The 17,821-nt window shown below is 69.2% G+C and carries 16 protein-coding genes; 14 read left to right on the top strand and 2 right to left on the bottom strand.

Annotation, left to right across the window (positions count from 1 at the left end):
* The first annotated feature begins 111 nt into the window (after window positions 1–111).
* From CYJ26_RS04220 to CYJ26_RS04170, 11 genes are all read left to right on the top strand, one after another.
* On the top strand, window positions 112–1,476 hold the full coding sequence (locus CYJ26_RS04220) for an ABC transporter substrate-binding protein (protein ID WP_180950846.1): 1,365 nt from the start codon (window positions 112–114) through the stop codon (window positions 1,474–1,476).
* Entirely contained in the window at window positions 1,469–2,212 is a 744-nt protein-coding gene (locus tag CYJ26_RS04215) for a PIG-L deacetylase family protein (protein ID WP_006548819.1), read from the top strand. Before CYJ26_RS04220 ends, CYJ26_RS04215 begins: the two co-directional genes overlap by 8 nt.
* 174 nt (window positions 2,213–2,386) lie before the next feature.
* Window positions 2,387–3,472: a phenylalanine--tRNA ligase subunit alpha gene (gene pheS, locus CYJ26_RS04210; RefSeq protein WP_006548820.1), complete on the top strand. Its 1,086-nt coding sequence runs from the start codon at window positions 2,387–2,389 to the stop codon at window positions 3,470–3,472.
* 1 nt (window position 3,473) lies between these two features.
* Window positions 3,474–6,131, top strand: a complete 2,658-nt coding sequence (gene pheT / locus CYJ26_RS04205; RefSeq protein ID WP_101638014.1) for a phenylalanine--tRNA ligase subunit beta — start codon at window positions 3,474–3,476, stop codon at window positions 6,129–6,131.
* 132 nt (window positions 6,132–6,263) lie between these two features.
* Window positions 6,264–6,761: a flavodoxin domain-containing protein gene (locus tag CYJ26_RS04200; RefSeq protein ID WP_101638013.1), complete on the top strand. Its 498-nt coding sequence runs from the start codon at window positions 6,264–6,266 to the stop codon at window positions 6,759–6,761.
* 98 nt (window positions 6,762–6,859) lie between these two features.
* The gene (gene argC / locus CYJ26_RS04195) at window positions 6,860–7,969 is read left to right on the top strand and encodes an N-acetyl-gamma-glutamyl-phosphate reductase (protein ID WP_048684327.1); all 1,110 of its coding nucleotides are present in this window, start codon (window positions 6,860–6,862) and stop codon (window positions 7,967–7,969) included.
* Window positions 7,966–9,177, top strand: a complete 1,212-nt coding sequence (gene argJ, locus CYJ26_RS04190; protein WP_101638012.1) for a bifunctional glutamate N-acetyltransferase/amino-acid acetyltransferase ArgJ — start codon at window positions 7,966–7,968, stop codon at window positions 9,175–9,177. The genes argC and argJ overlap by 4 nt, the downstream gene beginning before the upstream one ends.
* 101 nt (window positions 9,178–9,278) lie before the next feature.
* Complete coding sequence (gene argB, locus CYJ26_RS04185) at window positions 9,279–10,151, top strand: acetylglutamate kinase (RefSeq protein ID WP_180950851.1); 873 nt, start codon at window positions 9,279–9,281, stop codon at window positions 10,149–10,151.
* A complete protein-coding gene (locus tag CYJ26_RS04180; RefSeq protein ID WP_101638011.1) occupies window positions 10,148–11,392 on the top strand; it encodes an acetylornithine transaminase in 1,245 nt (414 codons plus the stop codon). The genes argB and CYJ26_RS04180 overlap by 4 nt, the downstream gene beginning before the upstream one ends.
* Entirely contained in the window at window positions 11,389–11,955 is a 567-nt protein-coding gene (locus tag CYJ26_RS04175) for an arginine repressor (RefSeq protein WP_006548828.1), read from the top strand. Before CYJ26_RS04180 ends, CYJ26_RS04175 begins: the two co-directional genes overlap by 4 nt.
* A 72-nt stretch (window positions 11,956–12,027) precedes the next feature.
* Entirely contained in the window at window positions 12,028–13,251 is a 1,224-nt protein-coding gene (locus CYJ26_RS04170) for an argininosuccinate synthase (RefSeq protein WP_034235607.1), read from the top strand.
* Window positions 13,252–13,348: 97 nt separating this feature from the next.
* Here CYJ26_RS04170 and CYJ26_RS04165 read toward each other — a convergent pair whose 3' ends face one another.
* The gene (locus CYJ26_RS04165) at window positions 13,349–13,633 is read right to left on the bottom strand and encodes a hypothetical protein (protein ID WP_006548830.1); all 285 of its coding nucleotides are present in this window, start codon (window positions 13,631–13,633) and stop codon (window positions 13,349–13,351) included.
* 202 nt (window positions 13,634–13,835) lie between these two features.
* On the opposite strand from CYJ26_RS04165, the gene argH reads away from it, so the two are divergent.
* The 3 genes from argH to tyrS all read left to right on the top strand — a co-directional run bounded on the left by argH (window position 13,836) and on the right by tyrS (window position 17,433).
* Window positions 13,836–15,368: an argininosuccinate lyase gene (argH, locus tag CYJ26_RS04160; protein ID WP_034235606.1), complete on the top strand. Its 1,533-nt coding sequence runs from the start codon at window positions 13,836–13,838 to the stop codon at window positions 15,366–15,368.
* Window positions 15,369–15,372: 4 nt separating this feature from the next.
* A complete protein-coding gene (locus tag CYJ26_RS04155) occupies window positions 15,373–16,032 on the top strand; it encodes a DNA-3-methyladenine glycosylase (protein WP_006548832.1) in 660 nt (219 codons plus the stop codon).
* Window positions 16,033–16,158: 126 nt separating this feature from the next.
* Window positions 16,159–17,433, top strand: coding sequence for a tyrosine--tRNA ligase (gene tyrS / locus CYJ26_RS04150; RefSeq protein WP_034235592.1), 1,275 nt, complete (start codon window positions 16,159–16,161; stop codon window positions 17,431–17,433).
* A gap of 206 nt (window positions 17,434–17,639) precedes the next feature.
* On the opposite strand, the gene CYJ26_RS10805 is transcribed toward tyrS, so the two are convergent.
* Window positions 17,640–17,821: hypothetical protein (locus tag CYJ26_RS10805; protein WP_219619535.1), on the bottom strand; the 182-nt coding region annotated here is incomplete at its 5' end.

The following is a 17,821-nucleotide window of genomic DNA, read 5'->3' as shown; positions in this document are numbered from 1 at the left end:
GGGATCGTTAGGCAGACGGGGGAGAGCCGGCCAGGGTGGGCTGCGCTACAGTTCACGGCACATCCGTCTGACACCCTGTCCAGACGGGTCACGACCACCTGGAGGTATCCCATGTCCCGTCTTCCCGCGATCTCCCGCCGTGACCTCATCAAGGTCGGTGGCGTGGGCGCTGTCACCGCTGTCGGCCTGAGCATGCTGGCAGCCTGTGGCTCGGGTTCCTCCTCCGACTCTGGATCGGGTTCGGACTCGGCCAGCGAGATCACCTTCCGTCTGTGGGACGAGCAGGCCGCTGCTGCCTACGAGGAGGCTCTCAAGGACTTCACCGCTGAGACCGGCATCTCGGTCAAGATCGAGCAGGTGGCCTGGGCTGACTACTGGACCAACCTGCGTAATGACATCGCCTCAGGCTCGGCCCCGGACGTGTTCTGGACCAACTCCTCGAACTTCGTTGACTACGCCGCTGCCGGCAATCTGGTCAACATCGACGAGGCCATCGCCAGCTCGGAGCGTGCGGGATGGTCTGAGGCCGCCGTCGCCCAGTACTCCTCGCAGGGAACCGCCTGGGGCGTGCCGGCTCTGGCCGACCCGAACATCGCTGTCTACTACAACAAGTCGCTGCTGGACGCGGCTGGCGTGAGCGTTGACGACCTGGCCTCGCTGGCCTGGGACCCCACGGCGTCCTCGGATACGCTGCGCGAGATCGCCACCAAGCTCACCCTGGACGCTGCGGGCAAGACTCCGGCTGACGCCGACTTCGACGCCTCGAACATCGTGCAGTTCGGATACAACGCTGCTCTCGACCTGCAGGCGATCTACCTGCCCTACCTCGGGGCCAACGGTGCGACCTACCAGGACGCTGACGGCCAGTTCACCTTCGCCTCCGAGGCAGGCGTGCAGGCCTTTGGCTACCTCGTGGACCTCATCAACACCTCGCACGTGGCCCCCTCGGCCGCTGACACCAACGACAACGGCGACTTCTCCCGCGATCAGTTCATCCAGGGCAAGATGGCGCTGTTCCAGTCCGGTGCCTACAACCTGGCCAACATCAAGGACGGGGCCTCCTTCGAGTGGGGCATCGTGAAGCTGCCGCAGGGCCCCCAGGGCCGTGGTGGGGTGACAAACTACACGGCTGCTGCCGGTAGCGCGGACTCCAGGCAGGCCGAGGCGGTCACCAAGCTGCTGGCCTGGCTGGGCAGCGCCGAGGGCTCCGGGGCACTGGGCAAGACCGGCGTTGGCCTGCCCGGCAACACCGGCGCCCAGGACACCTGGAGCGCCTACTGGAAGGACGCGGGCGTGGACGTCTCGGCCATGATGGAGATCGACGACACCGCCCTTCCCGGCCCCTTCGGCGCCAAGATCCAGGCCGGCATGGAGGCCACGGGCGAGTCCCTCAAGGAGGTCTTCCTGGGCCGAGTGGACGTGGCTGAGGGCGTCAAGGCCGCGCAGGACGCGGGCAACGCCGCGATCAATGGCTGAGGCCCTGGGACACGACCGGGTCCTGGGCGTCTATGCCCACCCAGACGATGCTGACGTCGGTGCCGGCGCCACGATCCACCGCCTCGTGCGGGAGGGTGCGCAGGTCTGCCTGCTCGTGGTGACCTCTGGCGATGCCGGCGGCTACGAGGCTGAGGGGCAGGAGAACATGTCCCAGGTCCGTCAGGCCGAGCAGCAGGCGGCAGCGGCGGGCCTGGGGGTCAGCCAGGTCGTCTTCCTCGACGGCTTCGCTGACGGGCACGTGGCTGAGGGGCACGGGCTGGTACGGCAGGTCGTGGCGGCGATCCGTCGCTGGCGTCCGTCCCTGGTGCTGTCGATGTCCCCGGAGTACAACTTCGCCTCGGTCGCGGCCAACCACCCGGACCATCGTGCGGTGGGCCGTGCCGTCGTCGAGGCGGCCTACCCAGCCAGCGGCAACCCCTTCGACTACCGGGAGCTGGCAGCCGCTGGGCTGGAGCCCCATGAGGTGGACGAGGTCTGGTTCCAGGGGCACAAGGAGGCTAACCACCTGGTGGAGGTCCAGACCACGGACCTGGAGGCCAAGGTGGCTGCCGTGCGCCGCCACGTCAGCCAGTTCCGGGACCTGGACGCCATGGAGGGCTACCTGCGTGAGGCTGCGCTGGCGGCGGGCACGCAGGCGGCTCGTCCTGGGCGGGGCCACCAGGAGGCTGATCAGCCGGTGCTGGCCGAGTCCTTCTTCCGCTGGGTGCTGCACTAGCGAATCAGGTTCGCTCAGCGGCTGCCCGCCGCCATGTGGCGCACCCCGTGGCCTGCCAAGTTTGGAGGCCAAGGGGTGACGACTACCCTGGGAGACGAAGCACTCCCTGACTGGAGAGCACCGACCGGGTGCGTCCGGCCAGGGGGCCATGTACGGCTGGAAGGCACACACCCCATGACTGACGCACCCGGGGCTCTCTCGCCCCTGGACGAGGCAGGCATCAACGCGCTCGTGGAGGAAGGGCTGGCAGCGGTCGCCGCCGCAGCGGACCTCCCCGGTCTGAAGGAGGTGCGTCTGACCTACACAGGGGACTCTTCCGTGCTGGCCCGCACCAACCGCGCGATCGGCTCCCTGGACAAGGCTGACAAGCCGGCCGCGGGCAAGCTGCTGGGCGGTGCGCGCGGACGCCTGAACGCAGCGCTGGCAGCGCGCCAGGAGGTGCTGGAGGCCGAGGCTGAGGAGCAGATGCTGGCCACCGAGGCCGTGGACGTCACCGTCCCCACGGACCGCGTGGCTCGCGGCGCCCGCCACCCCTTGGACGTGCTCGTGGACGAGGTCTCCGACTTCTTCGTCTCCATGGGCTGGTCCATCGCGGAGGGCCCGGAGACGGAGCACGAGTGGTTCGACTTTGACGCCCTCAACTTCGACGCCGACCACCCGGCCCGTCAGATGCAGGACACCTTCTACGTCGACGGCCCCTCGGTAGGAGCCGGCGAGGGACAGAAGGCCAACCTGGTCCTGCGCACCCACACCTCCCCGGTCCAGGCCCACGTCATGCTCGCTCAAGAGCCCCCGCTGTACGTGGCCTGTCCGGGCAAGGTCTTCCGCTCTGACGAGCTGGACGCCACTCACACCCCGGTCTTCCACCAGGTCGAGGGCCTGGCGGTGGACAAGGGACTGACCATGGCGCACCTGAAGGGCACGCTGGACCACTTCGCCCGCGCCATGTTCGGCCCCGAGGCGCGTACCCGCCTGCGCCCCTCCTTCTTCCCCTTCACCGAGCCCAGTGCCGAGATGGACCTGTGGTTCCCCCAGAAGAAGGGCGGGCCGGGCTGGATCGAGTGGGGAGGCTGCGGCATGGTCAACCCCAACGTGCTCATTGCCTGCGGCATCGACCCTGAGGTCTACACGGGCTTCGCCTTCGGCATGGGGCTGGAGCGCACGCTCATGCTGCGTCACGGCATCGCAGACATGCATGACATCGTCGAGGGAGACATCCGTTTCTCCCAGCAGTTCGGTACCACCGGAAAGGGGAACTGACATGCCCTACGTCCCGATCGAGTGGCTTCGCGAGCACGCGGACGTTCCTTCCGGCACCACTGCGGCCCAGCTGGCGGCTGACCTGGTCAAGGTGGGCCTGGAGGAGGAGCGCACCGTTCCCCCCTCAGTCACCGGCCCCCTCGTGGTCGGCAAGGTCCTCACCCGTGAGGCCAAGGAGCAGTCCAACGGCAAGGTCATCAACTACTGCCGCGTGGACGTGGGCCCGCAGCACAATGACGCTCCCGGCACGGGCAAGGAGCCCTCGGAGCTACCCAGCCGCGGCATCGTGTGCGGGGCACACAACTTCGAGGTGGGGGACAGCGTCGTCGTCTCCCTGCCCGGCGCTGTCCTGCCTGGTGACTTCGCCATCGCTGCACGCAAGACCTACGGCCACACCTCGGACGGCATGATCTGCTCGGCCCGCGAGCTGGGCATCGGCGAGGACCACTCGGGCATCATCGTGCTCGACCAGTGGCTGGCCGCCCACGGGCACGACGGCGAGGAGCTGCCGGAGCCAGGAACGGACGCGATCCCGCTGCTCGGCCTGGGCGAGGAGGTCCTGGAGATCAACATCACCCCGGACCGGGGGTACTGCTTCTCCATGCGCGGGGTGGCTCGCGAGTACTCCCACTCCACCGGCGCCGTCTTCACGGACCCCGCGGACGGGACCAACCCGGGCCTCTACCCCCACGGCGTGGCGCAGACGGGGGAGGGCGGCTTCGCCGTCGAGATTCCTGCCGACCCCCGCCCGATCCACGGACGCCCCGGGGCCGACCGCTACGTGGCCCGCGTGGTGCGCGGGATCGACCCGGCTGCCCCGAGCCCGGCGTGGATGCGTGAACGCCTGACCGCCGCCGGGATGCGCCCGATCAGCCTGGCCGTGGACGTGACCAACTACGTCATGCTGGACCTGGGCCAGCCGTTGCACGCCTTTGACCTGGCCAAGGTGCACGCGCCCATCGTCGTGCGCCGCGCCGAGGAGGGGGAGAGCCTGACCTTCCTGGATGAGGTCACCCGCGAGCTCGACCCCGAGGACCTCGTCATCGCTGACTCCCCGCAGGGTCTGGGCTCCCGTCCCCTGGTACTGGCCGGTGTCTTCGGCGGCGCCGCGGCGGAGGTGGACGCCACGACGACTGACGTGCTCATCGAGGCCGCCCACTTCGACGCCGTCTCGATCGCCCGCTCGGCACGTCGGCACAAGCTGCCTACCGAGTCCTCCAAGCGCAACGAGCGTGGCGTGGACACGGCGCTGGCCCCCGTGGCGGCGCAGCGGGCCGTGGACCTGCTGGTGGAGTACGGCGGCGGTACCGCGGACCCGGTGTCCACGGACGTGGACCGCACGGTGGCTCCCGCCCCGATCCTCATCCGCTCCGACGCCGCGCAGCGCCTGACCGGGGTCGCCTACGGTACCGAGAGGGTCAGCGAGCTGCTGACGATGATCGGCTGCACGGTGAAGGCTGCCGGGGCGGACGAGGCCGGTCACGAGCTGCTCGCCGTCACGCCCCCGACCTGGCGCCCGGACCTCGTGGGAGCGGCGCACTTCGCCGAGGAGGTCGCCCGCCTGGACGGCTATGACAACATCCCCGTCATCGTGCCCACGGCCCCTGCCGGCACCGGACTGACGCCGCGTCAGCGCGCCCGGCGCCAGGTGGTGGCCGCGCTGGCGGACGCGGGGCTCACCCAGGTGCTGTCCTATCCCTTCATCGGGGACGTCCACGACCGCCTGGGCATCGCGGGTGACGACCCGCGTCGCCAGGCGATGCGCCTGGCCAACCCGCTGGCCGAGGACGCCCCGCTCATGCGTACCAGCGTGCTCGACTCCCTGGTTGACGTGGCCCGGCGCAACGTGTCTCGCGGGCTTGGCGACGTCGCCGTCTACGAGGTCGGCACCGTCACGCTGCCGGCAGGCACGGTGCCTGCGCCGATCGTGGGCGTGGACCGCCGTCCTACCGACGACGAGCTGGCCGCCCTGGAGGCCGGTATCCCCTACCAGCCCACCCACGTGGGCGCGGTGCTGGCCGGTGAGCGTGAGCGGGCCGGGGTCCTGGGGACGGCGCGCGCCTGGGACTGGGCCGACGCCGTCGAGGTCGTGCGGACCGTGGCGGCGACGTTGGGCGTGGCGGTCGAGGTCGCGGCGCCGGACCAGCCCTACGCGCCCTGGCACCCGGGGCGCACCGCGCAGATCCGTCTGGCCTCGACCCGCAAGGGCAAGGAGCTCGTGCCTGGCGCCGTCGTGGCCCACGCTGGTGAGCTGCACCCGCGCACGGCCAAGGAGCTGGGCCTGCCCGCGCGCGCTTGCGCCGTCGAGATCGACCTGGAGCCGCTACTGGAGGCCGCCGAGGCCGCTGGCGTCCTGCAGGTCAAGGCCGTCTCCACCTTCCCGGCTGCCAAGGAGGACATCGCCCTGGTCGTCGATGAGGCTGTCACCTCCGGGGAGGTCGAGGCGGTGATCCGCGAGGCCGCCGGCGAGCTGGCTGAGGAGGTGCGTCTGTTCGACGTCTTCCGCGGTGAGCAGCTGGGGGCCGGGCGCAAGTCACTGGCCTTCTCCCTGCGCCTTCGCGGTGACCACACCCTGACCGCTGAGGAGACTGCCAGCGTGCGCAAGCGCGTGGTCAAGCGCGCAGCCAAGCGTTTGGGGGCGCAGCTGCGTTCCGCCTGAGCAATCTGATCGCAGGCCAACCGGCCCGCCGTGCCTGGCCAGGTACGGCGGGCCGGTGTGCAAGTGCTCACGGCTCAGTCTTTGGGACTTCTCGACACCTCCTGAACGGGCCGATTCCGCCATACTGGAGGTATGAAGATCCTCTTGACCTGCTCTTCCCGTCACGGCGCCACCGAGAGCGTGGCCGAGGTCATCGCTGAGCGTCTGCGCGAGGCTGACCTCACGGTGGACGTCGCCAAGCCTGAGGACGTCACGGACGTGTCGGGCTATGACGCCTTCATCCTGGGCAGCGCTGTCTACATGACCCACTGGACGCCTGAGGCCGTGGACTTCACCAAGCGCTTCCGCGAGGAGCTGGAGGGGCACCCGGTGTGGGCCTTCTCCGTCGGCCTGTCTGGCCTGCCTAAGGGTGCTATCTCCGACCCTCACAGGATCGGGCCGGTGCTGCTGGCTCTTGACCCGGAGGACCACAAGACCTTCGCTGGGCGTTTTGACCCGACTCAGCTCTCCCTGCGTGAGCGGACCATCGCTCGCCTGGGCGGGGCCGCCGAGGGCGACTACCGGGACTTTGACGCGGCGCGCCAGTGGGCTGGCACGATCGCGGCCAGCTTGACGTCGGGCCAGGAGTAGTCCTGCCGAGACTGACGCCAGCTCAGGTGTGAGGAAGGCGACGGGGGTCCCACCCCGTCGCTTTCGTATTTGTATGCAGTCGGGCGTATGGTTTCTGTATGACCTGGACAGCAGCCGTCGCCGGTGCGACGGGATACGCCGGCGGAGAGGTTCTTCGCCTCCTGGCCGCCCACCCCGATATTGAGATCGGTGCCCTGACGGCCGCAAGCTCGGCCGGCACGCTCCTGGGGCAGCACCACCCCCATCTCCGCTCGCTGGCACAGCGAGTGGTTGAGCCCACGCAGGCCGAGCGGCTGGCTGAGCACGACGTCGTCTTCCTTGCCCTGCCTCACGGAGCCTCGGGAGCCCTGACTGCCCAGATCGAGGCTCTCGATGCTGAGCGTGGCAGCCCTACCCTCCTCATCGACTGCGGCGCGGATCACCGACTGACTGACGCTGCGGCCTGGCAGGCCTTCTACGGCACTGAGTACGCCGGAGCCTGGACCTACGGCATGCCCGAGCTCCTGCACACCGGCGAGAGCCAGGCCAGGGCCCAGCGCGCTGAGCTGGCCTCGACCTCGCGGGTGGCGGTTCCTGGCTGCAACGTCACGGCTGTCACCCTGGCGGCCCAGCCTGGCGTGGTAGCAGAGCTTATTGACACCTCCCAGGTCACCGCCGTCCTGGCTGTGGGCTACTCCGGGGCTGGCAAGTCCCTCAAGCCGCATCTGAGCGCGGCCGAGGCCCTGGGCTCGGCCCAGCCCTACGCCGTCGGCGGCACCCACCGCCACATCCCTGAGATCGTCCAGAACCTGGAGGTCGCCGGGGCGGCGCCGGGATCGACCCGGTTGTCCTTCACCCCGGTCCTGGTGTCGATGAGCCGTGGGATCCTGGCGACCGTGACGGCTCCGGTGACCGACTCGGTCCTCCACTGCGAGCACCCGGACGAGGTCCTGCGATCGGCCTGGGCCCACGCTTACGGGGCTGCCGGACAGGGAGAGGCCCTCATCGACCTGCTGCCTGAGGGCACCTGGCCGACCACCGGCGCCGTGGCCGGATCGGGGCTGGCCACGGTCCAGGTCGCCTATGACCGCGGTGCCGGGGTAGCGGTCATGATGTGCGCGATCGACAACCTCGGCAAGGGCACGGCGAGCGCCGCCGTGCAGTCCCTCAACCTGGCACTGGGGTTGGACGAGACCACCGGTGTGGTGACGGAAGGAGTGGCACCGTGAGCGTGACCGCAGCCAAGGGATTCCGAGCCGCTGGCGTACGCGCTGGGCTCAAGGCCTCCGGCAAGCCGGACCTCGCCCTGGTCGTCAATGACGGCCCGCTGGACGTGGCGGCCGGCGTCTTCACCACCAACCGGGTGGTCGCGGCCCCCGTGACATGGTCCCGGCGGGCCGTGGCGGACGGGCACGCGCGCGCCGTCATCCTCAACTCCGGCAGCGCCAACGCCTGCACCGGGACCCGTGGGGCTGACGACGCCGCTGCCACCGCTGCCCAGGTGGCGCACCTGCTGTCCACGGCCCAGATGGGCTCCAGCCAGGCCGTGACGGCCTGTGACGTGCTGGTGTGCTCCACTGGCGTCATCGGCGAGCCCCTGGACATGGAGCGTGTGCTGGAGGGCGCCGGCGCCGCGGCGCGGGCGCTGGCGGCCACGCCCGCAGCCGGGCACGATGCCGCCACGGCGATCATGACTACGGACACCGTCTCCAAGGAGGACGCGCTGACCCTCACGCACGAGGACAGCAAGGCAACCTGGACGGTCGGCGGCATGATCAAGGGCGTGGGCATGCTCGCCCCGGGGATGGCCACCATGCTGTGCGTGCTGACCACGGACGCCGTCGTCGAGACCGCCGCCGCCCAGCGCGCCCTGTCCCAGGCAGCGGCCCGCACGGTCAACCGGATCAACTCCGACGGGTGCATGTCCACCAATGACACCGTCGTCCTGCTCGCTTCCGGTGCCTCAGGCGTGACGCCCAGTCAGGGCGAGCTGGACGCGGCCGTCGCCGAGGTACTGGGTAGGCTCGGCCGGCGCCTCGTGGCGGACGCTGAGGGTGCCACCCATGACATCGCCATCACCGTCACCGGTGCGGTGAGCGAGGAGGCGGCTGAGCTGGCGGCACGCACGGTCAGCGCCTCGAACCTGCTCAAATGCGCCGTCGCCGGCGAGGACCCCAACTGGGGCCGCGTACTGTCCCAGCTGGGCACCGTGCCCGAGCGGCTGTGCCCCTTCAACCCGAACGAGGTCGACGTCACGATCAACGGGGTGACGATCTTCCGCCACGGCGGTCTGGGCGAGGACCGGTCACTAGTGGATATGACCTCGCGCGAGACCCGCATCGACATCGCCCTGCACGCCGGTGAGGCCCAGGCCACGGTGTGGACCAACGACCTCACCCACGGATACGTCACCATCAATGCGGACTACACGACATGACTTCCTCGACCACCTCTGCGGCCCCCACCACATCCACCGAGCCTGTCAGCACCCTGGAGGCCCTGACCCCCACCCACAAGGCTTCGGTCCTGCTGGAGGCCATGCCCTGGCTACGCGCCTACCGCGGGGCAACGATCGTCGTCAAGTACGGCGGCAACGCCATGGTAGATGACTCCCTCAAGCGAGCCTTCGCCCAGGACATCCTCTTCCTGCACCAGGTAGGCCTGCGCCCCGTCGTCGTCCACGGTGGAGGTCCCCAGATCAACGCCATGCTCCAGCGCCTGGGCATTGAGTCCGAGTTCCGCGGCGGCTTGCGCGTGACCACCCCTGAGGTCATGGACGTGGTGCGCATGGTGCTCACCGGCTCGGTCCAGCGTGAGCTGGTCTCCCTGCTCAACGAGGTCGACTCTGACGCCGTCGGCATCTCCGGGGAGGACGGCGGCCTGCTGCGGGCGCGCCAGCGCCTGGCCACCGTGGACGGTGAGAGCGTGGACGTCGGCCTGGTGGGCGACGTCGTCGAGGTCGACCCCGGCCCGGTGACTGAGCTGCTTGACCAGGGACGTATCCCGGTCATCTCCTCGGTCGCGCCGCTGGTCACCGACCCGACCACCGTCCTCAACGTCAACGCTGATACCGCGGCGGCGGCCATCGCTATCGCCCTGGGAGCCCAGAAGCTCATCATGCTCACTGACGTCGAGGGCCTGTACTCCGCCTGGCCGGACCGCTCCTCGCTGGTCTCGCGGATCGGGGTCGACGCCCTGGAGGCGCTCCTGCCCGAGCTGGAGTCGGGGATGATCCCCAAGATGGAGGCCTGCCTGCGAGCCGTGCGCGGGGGCGTGGGCCAGGCACACGTGGTCGACGGGCGCGAGCCGCACTCGATGCTGCTGGAGATCGTCACCGACGACGGCGTGGGCACCGTCGTCTACCCCGAGCACTCCGCCGTCTCACGGACCAAGGGAGGGATGTCCTTATGAGCCAGGCTCAGCACGTTGCTGGCAGCCAGCAGGACTGGACCCAGCGCTACACCGGTGCGGTGATGAACACCTTCGGCACGCCCCAGCGCGTGCTCGTCCGTGGCGCCGGCACCGAGGTCACGGACGCTGACGGCCGGACCTACACCGACCTGCTGGCAGGTATTGCCGTCAACTGCCTGGGGCACGCCCACCCAGCCGTCGTGGCAGCCGTCACCGAGCAGCTGTCCACCCTTGGGCACGTGTCCAACATCTTCACCTCGCCCGCGCAGATCCGCCTGGCCGAGGAGCTGGCAGGGATCGTCTTCCCCTCCTGCGCGCCGCAGGAGACACGTGTCTTCCTGGCGAACTCGGGTACGGAGGCGAACGAGGCTGCCTTCAAGATCGCCCGCCGCCACGGCGGGACGGCCCGCCCACGCGTGCTGGCGCTGGAGCAGGCCTTCCACGGCCGCACCATGGGGGCGCTGGCACTGACCCACAAGGCCGCCTACCGCGAGCCCTTTGAGCCGTTGCCCGGTGGGGTCGAGTTCGTCCCTGCCGGCGACGTACAGGCGCTGGCGGCGGCGATGGGACCGGACGTCGCTGCGCTCATCATCGAGCCCATCCAGGGCGAGGCAGGGGTGCGCGAGCTGCCCGAGGGCCATATCGCCCAGGCGCGTGAGCTCACCCGCGCCGCAGGTGCCTTGCTCATCATTGACGAGGTTCAGACCGGGATGGGGCGCTGCGGCGCCTGGATGGCCCACCACCTCCTGGCTCCCGGCGTCGTGCCTGACGTCGTCACCCTGGCCAAGGGCCTGGGCGGAGGCATTCCGATCGGTGCCGTCGTGGCGAGCGGGGCGGCGGCCAGCCTCCTCCAGCCTGGGCAGCACGGCACGACCTTCGGGGGCAACCCGGTGGCCTGCGCCGCCGCGCTGGCCGTTATCGACACCATCCGCTCCCAGGGTCTGCTGGAGCGGGTGCGTGAGCTGGGGGAGCAGTGGGCGGGGCAGCTGTCCGCGCTCGAGGGCGTGACCCAGGTACGTGGCCGCGGCCTGCTGCGTGGTGTCGGCCTGGCTGAGGAGGTGGGCCCCGCCAGCGAGGTGGCGGCTGAGCTCCTTGAGGCTGGGTTCATCGTCAACGCCCCTCGTCCACACACCCTGCGGTTGGCGCCGCCCTTTGTCCTGAGCGATGAGCAGGCTGGGGCCTTCACCGCGCAGCTCGGGCGGATCCTTGCCAGCCGTCTGACCCAGGCAGGTGCTGCATGAGCGCGTCCAGTCCCGATACCTCCGTCCAGTCCTCGGCCCCGCAGACCAAGGCTGCGCGCCACGCCCTGATCACCCAGGTGCTCGCCAAGGAACGCATCCGGTCCCAGGCCGAGCTGCGCCAGGTACTGGCCGAGCGCGGCGTGAGCACTACTCAGGCCACGCTCTCGCGCGACCTGGTTGAGCTGCGGGCCACCAAGGTCCGCAGTGCCGGAGGCTCCCAGGTCTACGCCATCCCGGAGGCCGGAGCACCCGGGCAGGTCCAGGGCGGGCTCACGCCAGCCTCGGCCGACGGCGCCCTGGCCGACCACACGACCTCGCGCCTGGCACGCTGGTGCGCTGACCTGCTGGTCACCGCCGAGTGGGCGGGGCAGCAGCTCGTGCTGCGCACGCCGGCCGGGGCCGCGCAGCTGCTGGCCTCCGCCGTTGACGACGCCATGCTTCCTGGGGTCCTGGGGTGCATCGCCGGAGACGACACCGTCTTGGTCGTCACCCGCAGCCAGGACGTCGCCAGCCAGGTGGGGACCCACCTGCTCTCACTGGCTGATCCCGCCTCGCGGGCCTAGGACCTCTCACCACCCACGACCACCTGTGCCCAGGGCCCTCCTGTGGCACCAAACACGATGAAGGAAACACATATGAGCGCATCCAAGGACCGCGTGGTCCTGGCCTACTCCGGCGGGCTGGACACTTCCGTCGCCATCGGCTGGATCGGCGAGCAGACAGGCCGTGAGGTCATCACGGTGGCGGTCGACGTCGGTCAGGGCGGGGAGGACCTGGAGGTCATTCGTCAGCGTGCCCTGGACTGCGGTGCGGTGGAGGCCTACGTGGCTGACGCCTGTGACGAGTTCGCCAACGAGTACTGCATGCCCGCGCTCAAGGCCAACGCGCTGTACGAGGGCAAGTACCCGCTGGTCTCGGCGATCTCGCGTCCGGTTATCGCCAAGCACCTGGTCAAGGCGGCTCGCCAGTTCGGTGCCTCCACCGTTGCCCACGGGTGCACGGGCAAGGGCAATGACCAGGTCCGTTTCGAGGTGGCGATCACCTCGATGGCCCCGGACATGGACTGCATCTCCCCGGTGCGTGACCTCGCCCTGACCCGTGACGTGGCGATCGAGTACGCCGAGAAGCACAACCTGCCGATCGAGACCACGAAGCACAACCCCTTCTCCATCGACCAGAACGTGTGGGGCCGTGCCATCGAGACCGGGTTCCTGGAGGACCTGTGGAACGCCCCGACCAAGGACGTCTACGTCTACACCGACGACCCGACCTACCCGCCGCTGCCTGACGAGGTCGTCGTCCACTTCGAGCAGGGCATTCCCACCGCTATTGACGGTCAGCCCGTCACCCCGCTCCAGGCGATCCAGGAGCTCAACCGCCGTGCCGGCGCGCAGGGCGTGGGGCGGATCGACATGGTGGAGGACCGCCTGGTTGGCATCAAGTCCCGTGAGATCTACGAGGCCCCCGGTGCGGTCGCCCTGATCGAGGCCCACCAGGCGCTGGAGTCGGTGACCCTGGAGCGCATGCAGCGTCGGTACAAGAAGCAGATGGAGCAGGCCTGGGGCGAGCTCGTCTACGAGGCCCAGTGGTACTCGCCGCTGAAGAAGTCCATGGACGCCTTCATCGAGGACACGCAGAAGTACGTCACCGGAGACATCCGCATGGTGCTGCACGGGGGCCGTGCGGTGGTCAACGGCCGCAAGACCGACACCGGCCTGTACGACTTCAACCTGGCCACCTACGAGACTGGCGACACCTTCGACCAGTCCTCCTCGCGCGGGTTCATCGAGATCTACGGCATGCAGTCCAAGCTCGCGGCCGCGCGTGACGTGCGCCTGGGCAACGGCGTGGGCTTCTGAGGCCCGTCCCAGACGGTTCGCGCGAGCCGTCTGGGCTGCAGGACGACGGCGGCCGGTCACCTTCACCTGGAGGCGACCGACCGCCGTCGTCACACGCTCAGGACCGCAGGGCCTCGGCGAGCAGACCCGTGGACGCCAGGATCAGGCCGAGGACTACGGCAACGACGGCCCCGATGATGTACCAGGCGAAGGTGGCACGCGCCCAGTTCCTGCGTGAGGGCGAGGAGGTGGCCCCGAATGCCACGACGACGAGGTAGATGAACCCGACGACCGGGATCGCGGTCACGAGGATGGCGATCATCCACGAGCCGACGGAGTCGGCAGGGTTGTCGTAGATCTCGACGTGATGGTCACCAGAGGCCCGGTGGGTCTGCGTGCTCATGGGGTCTCCTAGCGAGGGAAGGACAAGGACGGGCCCGGCGTGCGGAACGTCGGGCAGGACTGCGCGGTCGGAAGGAACGCGTCGGTCACGGGGCGCGATTGTGCCACTGGCGGCACGGGGTACGATCCGCGCCAACGAGCGGCGGGCGTGCCGAGGCTGGGCAGTGTCGCCCTGAGCCGCACCGATGGCCCACAATGGGCCTATGACGAGTCAGACGACGCCTGGTCCCGCGGCACCGGCCGCATCCTCCACGAGCCCGGCAGGCATCAGCCTGTGGGGCGGGCGCTTCTCCGGCGGGCCGGCCCAGGCCCTGGCAGCGCTGAGTGTCTCCACCCACTTCGACTGGCGGCTGGCCCGCTACGACATCGCCGGGTCGCGCGCCCATGCCCGTGCGCTGGCGAGCGCCGGGCTCCTGGACGAGGCCCAGCTCGATGGCATGCTGGCCGCCCTGGACCAGCTGGAGGAGGACGTCGTCGCCGGTACCTTCGCCCCCGCTCCTGAGGACGAGGACGTCCACACCGCCCTGGAGCGCGGTCTCATGGAGCGCGCGGGCCAGGACCTCGGCGGCCGCCTGCGCGCCGGCCGCTCACGCAACGACCAGATCGCCACCCTCATCCGCATGTACCTGCGTGACCAGGCCCGGCACGTGGCTGGCCTCGTGCTCGACGTCGTCGACGCCCTGGTCAACCAGGCGTCTCGCGCCGGCGAGGCCATCATGCCGGGGCGCACTCACATGCAGCACGCTCAGCCGGTTCTTGTGGCCCACCAGCTGCTGGCCCACGCCTGGCCGCTCATGCGCGACGTCGAGCGCCTGGAGGACTGGGACGTGCGCGCAGCGGTGAGCCCCTACGGCTCTGGCGCCCTGGCAGGCAACACCCTGGGCATGGACCCCGATGCGGTGGCGGCTGACCTCGGCTTTGACTCCTCGGCGGAGAATTCCATCGACGGCACGGCGGCTCGTGACGTGGTCGCCGAGCTCTCCTTCATCCTGGCGATGACGGCCGTGGACGTCTCGCGGCTGAGCGAGGAGATCATCATCTGGAACACCAAGGAGTTCGGCTTCGTCACCCTGGACGACTCCTTCTCCACCGGCTCCTCGATCATGCCGCAGAAGAAGAACCCGGACGTGGCCGAGCTCGCCCGAGGCAAGGCTGGCCGCCTCATCGGGGACCTGACTGGGCTGCTGGCCACCCTCAAGGCCCTGCCGCTGGCCTACGACCGTGATCTCCAGGAGGACAAGGAGCCTGTCTTCGACGCCGTGGACACCCTGGCCATCCTGCTGCCGGCAGTCAGCGGCATGGTGGAGACGATGACCCTCCATTACGACCGGATGGCTGAGTTGGCTCCCCAGGGATTCTCGCTGGCCACGGACGTGGCCGAGTGGTTGGTCAAGCAGGGCGTGCCCTTCCGTCAGGCCCACGAGATCTCCGGCGCCTGCGTGCGCGAGTGCGAGAAGCGTGGGATCGAGCTGTGGGACCTGTCCGACGACGACTTCGCCCGCATCGACGAGTGTCTGACGCCGGCAGTGCGTCAGGTGCTCTCTGCCGAGGGCTCGGTGGCGGCGCGGTCCGGGCACGGCGGGACCGCCCCGGTGCGAGTGGTCGAGCAGCTTGCCCGGGCTATCGAGCACAGCGCTGAGCTGCGCGTCTTCGCCTGGGAAGGATCCCTTCTGGACGGGCCCTCGGGGCCGCTGGGATCCGGGCAGTGGGAGACGGCGGAGGTCGACGAGGCCTGAGGACGTGAGCGAGGCTGACGGGGCCGTGGAGACACCGGCTCCCGTCCTGCGGCTGCTGGAGCGCGACAGTGTGGAGGTTGCGCCGCTGCTTCTGGGGGCAGTGGTGACCTCCTGCTCGCAGGAGGGTGAGGTCTCGGTCAGGCTCACCGAGGTCGAGGCCTACCGGGGTGAGACAGACCCCGGCTCCCACGCCTACCGCGGTCAGACGGCGCGCAACGCAGCCATGTTCGAGGCTGCCGGTGCGGTCTACGTCTACTTCACCTACGGCATGCACTACTGCGTCAACCTTGTGTGCGGGCCTGCCGGCCTGTCGCGGGCGGTCCTGCTGCGAGCAGGCGAGGTGGTGGCGGGACAGGAGCTGGCTCGCTCCCGGCGTGTTGCTGCTCGGCAGGACCGTGACCTCGCACGTGGCCCGGCGCGTCTCGCCCAGGCGCTGGGGCTGTCACGGCAGGACGACGGCGCTCGTATCGGGCCGGTGGGCAGCAGACTCTGTCTGGCGCTCCCAGGGCCTGGCCAGGTCGACCCCGCGCTCGTGCGTCAGGGGCCGCGCACCGGCGTGAGTGGGCCGGGCGGTGACGCGCAGCGCTTCCCGTGGCGCTTCTGGCTGGAGGCAGAGCCCAGCGTCTCGCCCTACCGGGCGGCGCGGCCTCGCCGTCGTTCCTGAGACGGACGTGAGCGGCCGGAAGGTAGCGGGCATGGCAGACTAGCGGGGCTGAGGCCTGTGGGTCCCAGCCCCGCGCCCGGACCGGGACGGGACCGTGTTTGAACAAGACCTGGAAGGCTCACGACCGTGACCGACATCCTGGATGAGCTGCAGTGGCGGGGCCTGATCGCCCAGCACACCGACATCGACGCGCTGCGAGCAGCGCTCAATGAGGGCAGTGTCACCTTCTATTGCGGTTTCGACCCGACGGCACCGAGCCTGCACCACGGCCACCTCGTTGCCGTCAAGGTGATGCGGCACCTCCAAATGGCCGGCCACCACCCGCTGGCCCTGGTAGGCGGCGCAACGGGTCTCATCGGTGACCCGAGGGCGAAGGGCGAGCGCAGCCTGAACACGAAGGACGTCGTGGCCGGGTGGGCCAGGAGCCTGCAGGCGCAGCTGGAGAACCTCCTTGACTTCGAGGGAGACAACCCGGCCCGGATCGTCAACAACCTGGACTGGACCGGTCAGATGACCGCGGTCGACTTCCTGCGTGACCTGGGCAAGCACTTCCGCATGGGGACAATGCTGTCCAAGGACATCGTGGCGCGCCGTCTGGCTAGCGAGGAGGGCATCTCCTTCACGGAGTTCAGCTACCAGATCCTCCAGGCCAATGACTACCTGGAGCTCTTCCGCCGCTACGGGTGCACCCTGGAGGTGGGCGGTAACGACCAGTGGGGCAACCTTGTGGGCGGCATGGACCTCATCCACAAGGTGGAGGGCGAGTCCGTGCACGTGATGACCAACCCGCTCATCACGAAGGCGGACGGCACCAAGTTCGGCAAGACCGAGGGCGGGGCGATCTGGCTCAACCCGCAGATGCTCAGCCCCTACGCCTTCTACCAGTTCTGGCTGCGGGTCGACGACGTCGACGTCGTGCGCTTCCTCAAGGTCTTCACCTTCCTGGACCGTGAGGAGATCGAGCGCCTGGAGCGGGCGACCCAGGACAACCCCAAGGCCCGCGAGGCCCAGAAGGTGTTGGCCCGTGAGGTCACCACCTGGGTCCATGGCGCGGCCGCAGTGGAGAGCGCCGAGGCTGCCACCCAGGCGCTGTGGGGGCGCGGCGAGCTCAGCGATCTGGATGAGGCCACGGTGCTGCAGGCGACGGCGGACCTGCCGACGGCGCAGCTGGAGGTCGGGCGCTCAACCATCGTTGACCTGCTGGTGGCGGCGGGCCTGGAGAAGGGACGCAGCGCGGCACGCAAGACGGTCGCCGGTGGCGGTGCCTACCTCAATAACGTCAAAGTCGAGGATGAGGACCGCGTGGTGACCAAGGACGACCTTCTGGCCGGGGGAGTAGTGCTGGTGCGTAAGGGCCGCCGTAACCTGGCAGTGGCGTGTCAGGAGACGCCCCAGGCCTGAGAGCTGCCATGACGAGGCGGTGACCGTGCGCTGTGCGCAGGGTCACCGCCTCATCATTTGACCGCCGGATAAAGGCTGCGTATTGTTCTCTGCGGCCCGAACGGCGGCGGAGAGATCTCCGAGGCCTTCGGGAGCCGAGAACTGAAGAGAGTCATTGAAGAGATCGGGATCACGAGAATCCGGTTTGACTTCAAAAAAAAGACTCACTAAAGTTCATCGGGCGCTTCCGGAAAGAAGCGGTCCACGAAATGTGGAAAGTGAAATTCCGGTGGGTGTGTTGTTTGAGAACTCGATAGTGTGTCATGTTTTTTATGCCATAGTGGGATGGCTGGCCCTGGTTTTTTGGGGTTGGTTGTTCTTGTTTTGTTTTGGTTTGCCTGCCTTGGTT

Origin of the sequence: Actinomyces urogenitalis, assembly GCF_002861525.1 — a bacterium.
Lineage (GTDB): Bacteria > Actinomycetota > Actinomycetes > Actinomycetales > Actinomycetaceae > Actinomyces > Actinomyces urogenitalis.
The sequence above is the reverse complement of the archived record's forward strand: the minus strand, read 5'-3'. Positions and strand labels throughout refer to the sequence as shown.